Source organism: Pseudomonas sp. TZ252 (assembly GCF_056110345.1).
Genome location: NZ_CM148566.1, coordinates 102,892 through 114,999, shown reverse-complemented (window position 1 = coordinate 114,999; position 12,108 = coordinate 102,892). Strand labels below are relative to the sequence as shown.

Here is a 12,108-nt window from a genome sequence, read left to right as displayed (position 1 = left end):
ATGCTTTGTCTGGACCGGTCCCCGATGCTGTCTGCCGTACGGCGCTACAAGTCGATGCTCTCCAGCGCCCTGGCGCGTTGTTTCCCGCGTACCACCGCCTACCTGCAGGCCGAGCGCGAGGCTCGCGAAGCCTTGTTGCAGCCGGCCAAGGCCCGCTCCAGGAAGAACGCCGCGAAGGCTCCGGCCAAGGCCGCCGGCAAGCCTGCGAAGGGCGCCGGCAAGCCCGCTGCCGCCTCGCGGGGCGCGCCGCAGGGAATCTATCCGGCTGCCGCACTGAAGGTCGACGAATCCCAGGAGCGCGCCATGCGCGAGCAGGTGGCGCAGGCCGCGACGCTCGGCGTGGTCAGCCCGCCGTCCGAGGAACAGTGGGCGATGATCCTCTGCCGCCAGCCGCTGGCGCGGATCTTTGCCGGTGCCGGCTCGGGCAAGTCGACCACCCTGGTCCTGCGGGTGGTGTTCATGCTCTGCCACCTGGGCGTCGAGCCGCAGCGGCTGACGGTGATTTCCTTCACCAACGCCTCCTGCGCGCAGTTGCGCGAACAATTGCTGCGCGTGCTCGCCCATTGGCAATACCCGTTCGACGCGGCCCAGGCGCGGCAGTGCGTGCGCACTTTCCATTCGGCGCTCGGCAGCCTGGCCCGCGAGGTGCTCGGCAATCCGCGCTGGTTCGAACAACTGGACGACCGCCACCCCGCCGCCGAGCCGGACAACCCCCTTGCCGCCGGACGCCTGCGTCCGGCCCAGCAGCGCCTGCTGAAGCAGGCCTACCAGCAGTGCTACGCGGAAAGCCCGGCGTTCCGCGCCAAGACCCACAAGCTGCTGGAACTGCCGCCGCCGGCGGAGCCGGAAGAGGGCGCGCGACGGCAGCCGAAGGCGCCGCTGGAGCCGTTCAAGCTGGCCGGCGAGTTCCAGGCGCTGCCGCTGTACGAAGCCTTCCATGCCCAGGCCGGGTTCGCCGAGAGCCTGGGCCTGCGCGTCGAACGCCTGGACAGCGGCAAGCTGGAATGCGGGTTGCGCGAGAAGATCTTCGTCGAAGCCATGGCACTGTTCTGGGCGAGGTTCCAGGCGCTGTTGCGCGAGGAGGGCCTGATGACCTTCGACGCCGCGTTCCAGCAGCTCGGCGAGCGGATGGCCGGCGGGGCCCTGGCGGAAACGGCGCTGGCGCCGTTCACCCATCTGCTGATCGACGAGTTCCAGGATGTCTCGCCGCAGATCGTCCTCTGGCTACAGGCGTTGCACCGCCGCCTGGCGACCCAGGGCACCGCGCCGAGCCTGATGGCCATCGGCGACGACTGGCAGTCGATCTACGGCTGGCGCGGCAGTTCGCCGGAGCTGTTCATCGACTTCGACCGGCACTTCCCCTCGCGTGGGCGGGGACGCAAGAGCGCGCTGCTGGTGCTGGAAACCAACTACCGCTCCGTCGAACCGATCATTCGCGACGGCGAGAAGGTGCTGGCCGGGGTGCGTTTTAAGCAGGACAAGACCTGCCGCGCGTTCCGCCCGATCCAGCCGGGCGACCATGGCGTGAAGCTGGTGCAGCGTTTCGACCTGCGTGCGCAACTGCCGAAGCTACTGGCGGAAATCCGCGCCCAGTGCGAGCACGCCGCCGCTCGCGAAAGCAGCGAGCGCACCGCGGTGCTGTTGCTGAGCCGGCGCAACGAGCCGTTGCAGGCGATCCAGGCGGAGTTGGATCGCGCGCTGCCGGTGAAGGGCATGACCATCCATCGCGCCAAGGGCCTCCAGGCCGAAGTGGCGATCGTCGTCGACGACTGCCTGCCGGGCGAGAAGCATCCGTTGCGCAACGCGCTGTACGCGGCTTCGGGTTTCTTCCGCAACAGCTACGACCAGGCCATGGAGGACGAAAGCCTGCGCCTGGCCTACGTGGCGATTACCCGTGGCGTCAGCCGGGTGCTCTGGTACACGCGCAAGGCCCAGGGCGCCACGGCCCTGTTGGCCCGACGCTGAGGACGACCGTCTCGGCGGGCTACGCCTGGCGCTGCATCCAGGCGCTGAATGCGCGCAGGCGCTCGATGAACACCGCCGGGTCGGTGACCTGGTCGTCCAGCACGGCCTTGAAATATTCCAGGGCCGGCACCTGTCCGGGGTGCCGCGCGCGAAACAGCGCCAGGTAATGCTCCAGGGTTTCCGGCCAGACGCTTTCCGTCTCCCCGCGAAGGATGTCGCTGGAGCGGATCAGCTTCTTCGCCGCTTCTCGTTGCAGGCGGCGGCGCTCCTCCTCCGAGGACGCGCTTTCCAGGCGTCGCGCATAGTCTTCCAGCACCTGCGCATAGTCGCCGTTGAGGGCCAGGGCGATGGCTTTCGCCGGACGCAAGGGCGGCAGGGCGCTGGCCAGGTCTTCGCCCCACAGGCAGCGGCAGCGGTGCTTGAGCCAATAGCCCCAGCTATCGCGGTTGGCCGGATCGCGGGCCTGGTCCAGGTGGCCGATATCGAAATCGATCTTGCTGACTTCCGGGTGGCACGCCTGCAATGCCAGGCGCGCGGTTTCCAGTTGCGCGGCCAGTTCGGGGCTGGGCGGGTCGCGCAGGACCAGGGTCAGGTCGAGGTCGGAGCGCCCCGTGATGGCCTCGCCGCGGGCGACGCTGCCGTACAGGTAGATGCTGTGCACGGCCCGCTCGAACGGAGGCCGGGCCAGGGTCCGGCGCAGGTCGTCGAGCAGGGGGCGAAAGGCCGCCTGCGGTTCGACGCGTGGCGGCAGGGGGATGAAGCCATCGGGCATGTCCATGCCGACAGCCTAGCGACACGCCGCCCGCGCGTCGATCAGCCTGCGTTGCGGAACAGCAGCGCCTTGAGGCCCGCCGCGGGGTCGACATCGGGGAACTCCGGCGGATTCTCCAGGCGTTCGACGAAGTGCAGCGACGGCGCCTCGCGGGCGGTTTCCTCGAGGAGGAAGTCGGGGCCGATGGCCGGGTCATTGATACAGGCCAGCAGGGTGCCGCCGGGCACCAGCAGTTCCGGCAGGCGGCGGAGGATCCTGCGGTAGTCCTGGGTCAGGACGAAGCTGCCTTTCTGGAAGCTCGGCGGATCGACGATCACCAGGTCGTACGGGCCGAGCTTGCGCAGCTTGCCCCAGGACTTGAACAGTTCGTGGCCGAGGAAGCTCACCCGGCCGAGGTCGTGGCCGTTCAGGCGGTGATTGTCGCGGCCGCGGTTGAGCGGGCCGCGGGCCATGTCCAGGTTGACCACCTGGCTGGCGCCGCCGGCAATGGCCGCCACCGAGAAGCCGCAGGTGTAGGCGAACAGGTTGAGCACGCGGCGGCCGGCGGCCTGCTCCTGCACCCAGCGGCGGCCCAGGCGCATGTCGAGGAACAGCCCGGTGTTCTGGTTGCGCCCTAGGTCGAGGCGGAAGCGCAGTCCGTTTTCCACGATGTCCCAGGTTTCCAGCGGCTCGCCCGACAGCCATTCGCAGGCGCTGTCTGGGCGGTAGCGGTGCTGCAGGACCAGGTGCCGGCCCTGGCTCGCAGCCCAGGCCGGCGCCGTGGTCAGTTGCTCCAGAGTCCGGCGCAAGGCCTGCAGTTCCTCCGGCTGCGGCTCCTTGAACAGAGTCACCAGCAGGACGCCCTGCAGCCAGTCCGCGGTCAATTGTTCCAGGTCCGGCCAGCAGCGGCCGCGACCATGGAACAGACGGCGGGTCTCCGCCGGCGCCGGGGACAGCGCGGCAAGCAGGTGCTGGAGGAGGGTATCGAGGGCTTCGCGATTCATGGCGGTTCGGCGTTGAAAAAGGGGCGGATTCTACCCGTTGCGTGACGGCCAGTCCGCCTCTTCGCTTCAATCGGGCGTCGCGGGCGCAGGCGCGGCGCTGGCCGGGCCGCCATCCTGGATCATCAGCAGGCTCTGCGGCGAGGACAGCGCGATGCCTTCGCTGCGCAAGCGGTCGAGGATGGTGAAGAGCAGGTCGCTGCGCGCGCCGGCCACCGAACGCGGGCTGTTGACGAAGCCGCTGGCGTTGAGCACCAGGCCGTTGCTGGCGAGATCCTTGAACGTCACCGAGGGCGCCGGTGCGTCGAGGATCGCCGGGTGTTCGGCGAAGGCCTGCAGGAGCAGTTCGCGGACCTTCATCGCGTCGGTGTCCAGCGGCAGGGTCAGGTTCACCCCGACCACCCCGAGGGCATTGCCCATGGTCACGTTGCGCACGGTCTGGGAGATGAACTGCGAGTTCGGCACGATCACCGTGGAGCGGTCGCCCATCTGGATCTCGGTGGCGCGCACGTTGATCCGCCGGATATCGCCCTCGACCCCGCCCAGGCTGACCCAGTCGCCGACTTTCACCGGCCGCTCGGTCAGCAGGATCAGGCCGGAAATGAAGTTCTGCACGATGGCCTGCAGGCCGAAGCCGATGCCTACCGAGAGGGCGCTGACCACCCAGGTCAGGCTGGTCAGGTTGATGCGCAGGGTGGACATCACCAGCATCGCCAGGAGCACGAAGCCGAGGTAGCCGACCAGGGTCACCAGCGAGGCGCGCATGCCGGCGTCCATGTTGGTTTCCGGCAGCAACCGCTCGCTCAGCCAGCGCTTGACGATGCGCAGGGCGAACAGGCCGCCGACGAACAGCAGCAGGGCGACCAGGATGTCCTGCGGGACGATGTTCAGGTTGCCCAGGGTCTTGCTGCTTTCGCCCAGTTGGGCGAAGCCCTGCAGCAGTTCGCTGGGGCTCGAGCCGACCGGAAGGAAGGCCAGCAGCAGCGCGGTGAGCAGCAGCAGGGTGCGGCCGACCCCGGCCAGCACCGTGCTGGCCTGGGCCTGGTGGCGCGGCGACAGGCCGAGCGCATTGGCCAGCGCCAGGCCGCTGGGATGCTTGGGCGAGAGCAGGGTTTCGCAGATGTCGCCGAAGAAAGCGATCAGCAGGTAGGTGGTGGCCGCGATCACGCTGATCCACAGCAGCTTGCCGGTGAGGAAGTAGGCCAGCGACAGGTAGCCGGTGAACAGGGCGAGGAGGATCGCTGCGATCCATACCGAGGCGACGAAGGGGATCAGCCCGGCGATCCCGCCTGGCCGCTCCAGGTCGTGCTTGCGCCGCACATGGTGGTAGCGCAGCAGGGCGGCGGCGAAGATCAGCGCGGTGACCAGCGCGGTCAGGCCGTTGAGGGCGACGGTCAGGGCCAGGCTGGTGCCGGTGACGCTGTTGATCCGTTCCTCGGTGGCCACCAGCATCAGCGCCACCGCGAGGATCGCCGGGAACGGGCCGAGGGCGCTGGCGATCCTGTCCGGGATCGCCGGCAGCCGCCAGGATGGTCGCGGCAGCATCAGCAGGGCGCGGCCGAGGCCGGCGATGAAGGCGCAGAAGGTCGCCAGGCTCACCAGTTGATCGGTCAGGCTGGCCATGTCGGGGCTCAGGCTGGCGTTGCTTTCCAGGCCCCAGCGCATCAGCGACACCGCGCCGACGATGGTCAGGATGGTCGCCAGCCCGACCGCCAGGGCCAGGGCGCTGCGCCGCAGGCGGCCTTCCGGCAGCCAGCGGATCATCGCCCAGGTAAGCATGCGCTCCAGCAGGCGGCGGCCGAAGCTCCAGACCAGCACGGTGGCCAGCAGGGTTCCGGCGAAGGCCCAGCGGTGTCCGGGCGCGATGGCGCTGTCGAAGGCGACCAGGGCCTCCGCCTTCAGCTTGTCCAGCCGGCGCAGGTCGTCGTCGGTGGGACGGATCAGGGTCGACCAGAAGCTCGGGCTGAACGGTGTCGCCGCGCGGCTGCTGATCTGCGAGTTGAACAGGCTGCGGCGCAGGTTGACGATCTGTGCCGCCAGGTCGCGGGACGACTGGCCGAGCTGGGTGGCCTGGCGTTCGTCATCGAGCAGGGCGTTCTTCTGCCGGGTCAGGGCCTGGCGCTGGGCGGCGAGGCTTTCCGCCTCGTCGGGCTGCGGCGGGCCGATCACTTTCAACTGATCGTCGAGCCGCTCGATGTCGGCCACCCGTAGCGCGAGCAGGGCGTCGGCCTGACGCTGGACTTGCAGCGCGCTCTGGCGCAACTCGGCGAGGAGGTCGTCGCTGGCGTCGGCGGTAACGCGCTGGCGGATCAGGTCGAGTTGCGCGTTGAGCTGGTCGAGGCTGGCGTCCTCGGCCAGGGCGGGCGGCGCTTCCAGGTCGACGGCCGCCTGCGGAGCCGGCCTGGCGGCCCAGGCCTCGCTGCCCAGGCTCAGGAGCAGGCCCAGGGCCATGGCGAACTGGCAGAGCAACATATGCAGGCTGGCGCGCCTCATCGAATCCCCCTTTCGATCCTGACTGGCTCAAGCAGTATGGACCGGCGCGGGCGCCGAGTAATTCCCCGCGTCGATAATCGCCAGGCGGCGCTAAAGGGACATGGATTCTGGCCATATCGATCCCTTTTTGGCCGCCGCCGCCGTTTTGCCGCGACCGCGCGCTGGGCAGAATCCCTCCACCAAGAACAAGAAACCTGCGAGGTCTCTCCATGCTGAGCGTCTACAGCGACGATCATCGTCTGCACTTCGGCCAGTCGGAACTGGTCGACGGCAAGCTGCAACCCTGTTTCGAAATGCCCAGCCGGGCCGACACCGTGCTGGCCCGGGTGAAGTCGCAGAACCTTGGCGAGGTGATCGCGCCGAAGGATTTCGGCCGCGAGCCGCTGCTGCGCATCCACGACGCCGCCTACCTGGACTTCCTCCAGGGCGCCTGGGCCCGCTGGACCGCCGAAGGCCACAGCGGCGACCTGGTGTCCACCACCTTCCCCGGCCGCCGCCTGCGCCGCGACGGGCCGATCCCCACGGCGCTGATGGGCGAGCTGGGCTACTACAGCTTCGACACCGAGGCGCCGATCACCGCCGGCACCTGGCAGGCCATCTACAGCTCCGCCCAGGTCGCGCTGACCGCCCAGGAGCATATGCGCCAGGGCGCCCGCAGCGCCTTCGCCCTCTGCCGTCCGCCGGGCCATCACGCCGGTGGCGACTTCATGGGCGGCTACTGCTTCCTCAACAATGCCGCCATCGCCACCCAGGCGTTCCTCGACCAGGGTGCCCGGCGCGTGGCGATCCTCGATGTCGACTATCACCATGGCAACGGCACCCAGGACATTTTCTACCGCCGCGACGATGTGCTGTTCGCCTCGATCCATGGCGATCCGCGGGTCGAATACCCGTACTTCCTCGGCTACGCAGACGAGCGCGGCGAAGGCGCCGGCGAGGGCTGCAACCACAACTATCCGCTGGCCCATGGCAGCGGCTGGGACCTCTGGTCGGCGGCGCTCGACGACGCCTGCGTGCGGATCGCCGGCTACGCCCCGGATGCCCTGGTGATTTCCCTTGGCGTGGACACCTACAAGGAAGACCCGATCTCCCAGTTCAAGCTGGATTCGCCGGACTACCTGCGGATGGGCGAGCGCATCGCCCGGCTGGGCCTGCCGACCCTGTTCATCATGGAAGGCGGCTATGCGGTGGAAGCCATCGGCATCAACGCGGTCAACGTGCTGCAGGGCTACGAAGGCGCGGCCCGCTGAGGAGCGAAGCATGCAATCGACTCGCAAGCTGCTGGCCGGCCTCGCGCTGGCCGTTTCCGCCGGGCTGGTCCAGGCCGCGCCGGAAGTACGGATCTACAACTGGTTCGACTACATCGCCCCGGACACCCTGAAGAACTTCCAGGCGCAGACCGGCATCGCGCCGAAGTACGACGTCTACGACAGCAACGAGGTGCTCGAGGCCAAGCTGCTGTCCGGGCATTCCGGCTACGACCTGGTGGTGCCCAGCGACAGCTTCCTGCCCAACTACCTGAAGGCCGAGGTGTTCCAGCCGCTGGACAAGAGCAAGCTGCCGAACTGGAAGAACCTCAACCCGGCCCTGCTCAAGGTGCTCGCCGGCAAGGACCCCGGCAACCGCTACGTGATGCCCTACATGTGGGGCACCAACGGCATCGCCTACAACCTCGACAAGGTCCGCGCGGTGCTCGGCGACTATGCGCCGCTGGACTCCTGGGACCTGGTGTTCAAGCCGGAGAACCTGGCGAAGCTGCAACAGTGCGGCGTGGCCTTCCTCGACTCGCCCACCGAGGTGATCCCCGAGGTGCTGCACTATCTCGGCCTGTCGCCCAACAGCCACCAGCCGGAAGACTACCGCCGAGCCGAGGAGCACCTGGCGAAGCTGCGCCCGTACATCACCTACTTCAGTTCCTCGAAGTTCGTCAGCGACCTGGCCAACGGCAACGTCTGCGTGGCCATCGCCTGGTCCGGCGGAGCTATGCAGGCGGCCAACCGGGCCAGGGAAGCGAAGAACGGCATACGCATCGAGTACCGCATCCCGAAGGAGGGCGCCGCGGCCTGGTTCGACGTGCTGGCGATTCCGCGCGACGCGAAGAACGTCGAGCAGGCGCACGCCTTCCTCGACTACCTGCTGCGCCCGGAGGTAGTGGCGCCGATCTCCGACTACGTGGCCTACGCCAACCCGAACAAGGCGGCGGACGGCCTGATCTCGGCGGAGTTGCGCGACAACCCGAACGTCTACCCGCCGGAAGAAGTGCAGGCCAGGCTGTATTCGGTGGAAATGCTGCCGCCGAAGCTGGAGCGGCTGCGCACGCGGACCTGGAGCAAGATCAAGACCGGCAAGTGAGCGGCCGCGGCCAGATGGCGGGTTCGCAGGACGGATAGCGTCCCCCAGGCCAGGCCAGGCCAGGCAAGCAGGCCGGAACCGCCGCCCACGGCCCGCTGGAGGTCGCTTCCAGGCTTCGACCGGGCGCGCCGGCTTGTCCATAATGGCGCTGCCCGACGGTCGCCGCTGGCGGCCGCTTCCTTCCATGCCTGCCTGTGAGTCCGCCATGCGTAAGTCCGCCGATGCCTTCGCCTTCCAGACCATGCTGTTGCTCTGCGTGATCTGGGGCATCCAGCAGGTGACCATCAAGTGGGCGGCGACGGACATCGCGCCGGTCATGCAGGCGGCCATCCGTTCCGGCATCGCCGCCGCCCTGGTCGGCCTGCTGATGTGCTGGCGCGGCGGCTGGGAGGGCTTGCGCCAGGGCACCCTGGGCGCCGGCCTGCTGACCGGCACGCTGTTCGCCCTGGAGTTCCTGTTCATCGCCCTCGGCCTGCAATACACCACGGCTTCGCACATGTCGGTGTTCCTCTATACCGCGCCGATCTTCTCTGCCCTCGGGCTGCACTTCCTGCTTCCCAGCGAACGCCTGCGGCCCTTGCAGTGGCTGGGCGTGGCGGTGTGCTTCAGCGGCATCGCGGTGGCCTTCGGCGGAGGCCTGTCGTGGGCGGAAATGGATGGGCGGATGCTGCTCGGTGACGCCTTCGGCCTGCTCGCCGGGATGTCCTGGGGCGCGACCACGGTGGCAGTGCGCGGCACCCGGCTGTCCGAGGCACCGCCAAGCCTGACGCTGTTCTACCAATTGTTCGTGGCATGCGCCGGGTTATTGCTGATCGCTCTTTTCAGCGGCCAGCTCGGCGAGGTCCGCTGGACCCCGGTGAGCACCGCCAGCGTGCTGTTCCAGGGCGTGGTGGTGTCGTTCGCCAGCTACTTCTGCTGGTTCTGGCTGCTGCGTCGCTACCTGGCGAACAACCTGGCGATCTTCTCCTTCATGACCCCCCTGTTCGGCGTCACCTTCGGCGTATTGCTGCTGGGCGAGCCGCTCAGCCTGAACTTCGTCGCCGGCGCGGCGCTGGTCCTCGCCGGCATCACCCTGGTCAGCGGCGAGCAGTGGCTGCGACGCCTGCTGCGACGCTGAGCGAGTGCGGCCGGCGCAACAGCAGGCCGGCGAAGACCAGGCCGAGCCCGGCGAGCGCCAGCGCCGGTTGCAGGCCGCCGGCGAAATGCGTGCTGAGCGCCGCCAGCAGCGGGCCGAGCAACTGGCCGAGGGCGAAACCGGTGGTCAGTTGGCCGGCGTTGCGCTGCGGCGTATGCGGCGCCAGTTCGCGGGCGTATTGCATCACCAGTTGCATGCCGGCGAGGAACGGCAGGCCGGTCAGCACTACCCCCAGGGCCAGCCCGCCGATCCCCGGCAGCAGGCAGGCGAGCACGCCGAGGGCCTGTAGCCAGAGCGCGCCGACCAGCCAGCGGCGGGTGCCGTCCGGGCGCTGCCGGCGCAGGCTGATCAGCACTACCCCGGTGGCCGAGGCCAGGCCGAAGCAGGGCCAGAACAGGTCGGCCTGCCATTGCCCGTGGAAACGCGCCGCGGCCATCTGCGAGAGAAAGGTGGCCGGGATGATGTAGCCGAGGCCGACCAGTCCGTAGGCCCAGGTCAGGCGGCCGAGGCCGGCGTTCTCGCTTGCCGTGGCAGGCGCGTCGTGGCCGGCGCCGCGTGCGGCCGGGCGCGGCAGCAGCGGCAGGAGCATGAGGATCAGGACCAGCGCGAGGTCGGCGAAGAGCTTCCAGATGAACACCGAGTCCTGGCCCAGGGCGTTGCCCAATGCCGCCAGCAGGCCGGTGACCATCACCCCGATGCCGGGGCCGGCGAACACCAGCGCGCCCAGCCGGGCCCGACCGCTTTCCGCGGCGAGGCGCTGGCTGAGGGCGGTGACCATGATCAGTACCCAGGCGCTGGCCACGCCAAGACCGAAGCGCAGCAGCGCGTGCGGCCAGAAGCCCTCGGCCCAGACCGAGGCCAGGGTCAGGCCGAAGCAGGCCCATAGCCCGACCAGCAGGCGTAAGCGCGCCTGCCGCGCTTCGCGGGCGAACAGCGCGTCCAGCGCGCCGACCAGGTAGCCGAGGTAGTTGGCGGCGGCCAGCAGGCCGGCGCCGGTCAGGTCGAGCTGGCCTTCGCGGATCAGGTGCGGCAGTTGCGGGGTCAGGGAGAAGCGCCCGACCCCCATGGCGACCACCAGTGCCAGCAGGCAGGCGAGCAGGCCGACCAGCGGCGAACGAAGAAAATCACGGGACATGTGCGGATTCCTGCCGGGGGATGAATGGCAGCAGGTTAGGTCTTGCGGCAATTCTGTAAAAATGAATAATCGTGAATTACTTGTTCTGTTTTGGAGAATTAATCGTGGAGTTCGGCCAGTTGAGGATTTTCCAGGCGGTCGCCGAGGAAGGCTCCATCGCCCGCGCCGCCGAGCGCCTGCACCGGGTGCCGTCGAACCTGTCGACGCGCCTGCGGCAACTGGAGGAACAGCTTGGCGTCGACCTGTTCCTCCGCGAACGCCAGCGCCTGCAACTGTCGCCGGCCGGCAAGGTCCTGCTGGACTACGCCGCGCGGCTGTTCGCCCTGCAGGAGGAGGCGCGCGCGGCGGTGCAGGGGGGCGAACCGGTGGGCGACTTCGCCCTCGGCTCGATGTACAGCACCGCGGCGATCCACCTGCCGCCGCGCCTGGCGGAATACCACCGGCGCTATCCGGCGGTGAACCTGCAATTGCAGACCGCGCCCAGCGGCGAGCTGGTCGAGTCGCTGCTGGGCGGGCGCCTGGATGCCGTGCTGGTGGACGGCCCGCTGGACTTCGACGGTCTGGAGGGCCTGCCGATGTTCGAGGAGCGCATGGTGCTGGTCACCGAGAATGGCCACCCGCCGGTGCGCGGTCCCGAGGACGTGGCCGGCAGCGCGGTGATCGCCTTCCGCCCGCGCTGCTCCTATCGCCTGCTGCTGGAGTCCTGGTTCGCCAGCGCGCGGGTGAGCATGGGCCGGGTGATGGAGATCGAGTCCTACCACAGCATGCTGGCCTGCGTGGTGGCCGGCGGCGGGGTGGCGCTGATGCCGGTGTCGATGCTGCAAAGCCTGCCGGGGCGGGAGTCGGTGGCGGTGCATGCGCTGGCCGAACCGTTCGCCCGGGCGAATACCTGGCTGGTCTGGCGCAAGGGCATGGTCGGCGCCAACCTGAAGGCCTGGATCGGTCTCCTGCAAGGGCGGGAATCGGCGTTGGCTTGATTCAGGTCAGGGTCCGGGGCCGGTTTCCCGCAGTAAAGTTGTTTCCAAGGACGGAGTGGAACGTGCGGAGAGTGGGACGCCGGTCTACTCTTTCCTAGGGCGACCTGACTTGTCAGGTCGCCCGATTCTCCTTCCCTTGGACAAGGGGCCTGTCATGAAACTCTGGCTGCAAAACCTGGCGTGGCAACTCGGTGTCGCCCTTGGCCTGATCGAGCCCCCGCGCATGCAACCCATCCCGGTGGAAAACGACGAGCAACGCCGGCGCCTCGCCGCGCGGCAACGTCGCTGAGCCGGTTCCC

At 68.7% G+C, this 12,108-nt stretch carries 10 protein-coding genes; 6 read left to right on the top strand and 4 right to left on the bottom strand.

Going from position 1 to position 12,108, the window contains the following annotated elements; all coding sequences use genetic code 11:
* The first annotated feature begins 372 nt into the window (after positions 1 to 372).
* Positions 373 to 1,965: a UvrD-helicase domain-containing protein gene (locus ACYAF3_RS00540; RefSeq protein ID WP_012614345.1), complete on the top strand. Its 1,593-nt coding sequence runs from the start codon at positions 373 to 375 to the stop codon at positions 1,963 to 1,965.
* 19 nt (positions 1,966 to 1,984) lie between these two features.
* On the opposite strand, the gene ACYAF3_RS00535 is transcribed toward ACYAF3_RS00540, so the two are convergent.
* From ACYAF3_RS00535 to ACYAF3_RS00525, 3 genes are all read right to left on the bottom strand, one after another.
* Positions 1,985 to 2,743: a nucleotidyltransferase domain-containing protein gene (locus ACYAF3_RS00535; RefSeq protein ID WP_116349936.1), complete on the bottom strand. Its 759-nt coding sequence runs from the start codon at positions 2,741 to 2,743 to the stop codon at positions 1,985 to 1,987.
* A 35-nt stretch (positions 2,744 to 2,778) separates the two neighbouring features.
* Positions 2,779 to 3,720, bottom strand: a complete 942-nt coding sequence (locus ACYAF3_RS00530; protein WP_003112422.1) for a class I SAM-dependent methyltransferase — start codon at positions 3,718 to 3,720, stop codon at positions 2,779 to 2,781.
* Positions 3,721 to 3,786: 66 nt separating this feature from the next.
* Complete coding sequence (locus tag ACYAF3_RS00525; protein ID WP_003105416.1) at positions 3,787 to 6,210, bottom strand: DUF3772 domain-containing protein; 2,424 nt, start codon at positions 6,208 to 6,210, stop codon at positions 3,787 to 3,789.
* Positions 6,211 to 6,419: 209 nt separating this feature from the next.
* Here ACYAF3_RS00525 and aphA point away from each other — a divergent pair, with 209 nt between their 5' ends.
* The 3 genes from aphA to ACYAF3_RS00510 all read left to right on the top strand — a co-directional run bounded on the left by aphA (position 6,420) and on the right by ACYAF3_RS00510 (position 9,679).
* Positions 6,420 to 7,460 carry an acetylpolyamine amidohydrolase AphA gene (aphA, locus tag ACYAF3_RS00520; protein WP_003082940.1) on the top strand — a complete coding sequence of 347 codons (1,041 nt, stop codon included), beginning with the start codon at positions 6,420 to 6,422 and terminating at the stop codon, positions 7,458 to 7,460.
* A 10-nt stretch (positions 7,461 to 7,470) separates the two neighbouring features.
* Entirely contained in the window at positions 7,471 to 8,562 is a 1,092-nt protein-coding gene (locus tag ACYAF3_RS00515; protein WP_073658645.1) for an extracellular solute-binding protein, read from the top strand.
* 205 nt (positions 8,563 to 8,767) lie between these two features.
* A complete protein-coding gene (locus ACYAF3_RS00510; protein ID WP_003105419.1) occupies positions 8,768 to 9,679 on the top strand; it encodes a DMT family transporter in 912 nt (303 codons plus the stop codon).
* Here ACYAF3_RS00510 and ACYAF3_RS00505 read toward each other — a convergent pair.
* Entirely contained in the window at positions 9,639 to 10,832 is a 1,194-nt protein-coding gene (locus ACYAF3_RS00505) for an MFS transporter (protein WP_003115602.1), read from the bottom strand. The two genes, ACYAF3_RS00510 and ACYAF3_RS00505, sit on opposite strands and share 41 nt — an antisense overlap.
* Before the next feature lie 104 nt (positions 10,833 to 10,936).
* On the opposite strand from ACYAF3_RS00505, the gene ptrR reads away from it, so the two are divergent.
* Together ptrR and ACYAF3_RS00495 are read left to right on the top strand one after the other, a co-directional pair.
* Positions 10,937 to 11,809, top strand: coding sequence for a putrescine utilization regulator PtrR (gene ptrR, locus ACYAF3_RS00500; protein ID WP_003082949.1), 873 nt, complete (start codon positions 10,937 to 10,939; stop codon positions 11,807 to 11,809).
* Between the two features lie 154 nt (positions 11,810 to 11,963).
* Entirely contained in the window at positions 11,964 to 12,098 is a 135-nt protein-coding gene (locus tag ACYAF3_RS00495; RefSeq protein WP_003087006.1) for a PA1414 family protein, read from the top strand.
* Positions 12,099 to 12,108 lie beyond the last annotated feature (10 nt).

What these genes read in the sequence shown, in the direction of transcription:
- ACYAF3_RS00510 (WP_003105419.1), top strand. Translation starts at nt 8,768, where the DNA reads ATGCGTAAGTCCGCCGATGCCTTCGCCTTCCAGACCATGCTGTTGCTC.
- aphA (WP_003082940.1), top strand. Translation starts at nt 6,420, where the DNA reads ATGCTGAGCGTCTACAGCGACGATCATCGTCTGCACTTCGGCCAGTCG.
- ACYAF3_RS00525 (WP_003105416.1), bottom strand. Translation starts at nt 6,210, where the DNA reads ATGAGGCGCGCCAGCCTGCATATGTTGCTCTGCCAGTTCGCCATGGCC.
- ACYAF3_RS00505 (WP_003115602.1), bottom strand. Translation starts at nt 10,832, where the DNA reads ATGTCCCGTGATTTTCTTCGTTCGCCGCTGGTCGGCCTGCTCGCCTGC.
- ACYAF3_RS00495 (WP_003087006.1), top strand. Translation starts at nt 11,964, where the DNA reads ATGAAACTCTGGCTGCAAAACCTGGCGTGGCAACTCGGTGTCGCCCTT.
- ACYAF3_RS00515 (WP_073658645.1), top strand. Translation starts at nt 7,471, where the DNA reads ATGCAATCGACTCGCAAGCTGCTGGCCGGCCTCGCGCTGGCCGTTTCC.
- ACYAF3_RS00530 (WP_003112422.1), bottom strand. Translation starts at nt 3,720, where the DNA reads ATGAATCGCGAAGCCCTCGATACCCTCCTCCAGCACCTGCTTGCCGCG.
- ACYAF3_RS00540 (WP_012614345.1), top strand. Translation starts at nt 373, where the DNA reads ATGATCCTCTGCCGCCAGCCGCTGGCGCGGATCTTTGCCGGTGCCGGC.
- ACYAF3_RS00535 (WP_116349936.1), bottom strand. Translation starts at nt 2,743, where the DNA reads ATGGACATGCCCGATGGCTTCATCCCCCTGCCGCCACGCGTCGAACCG.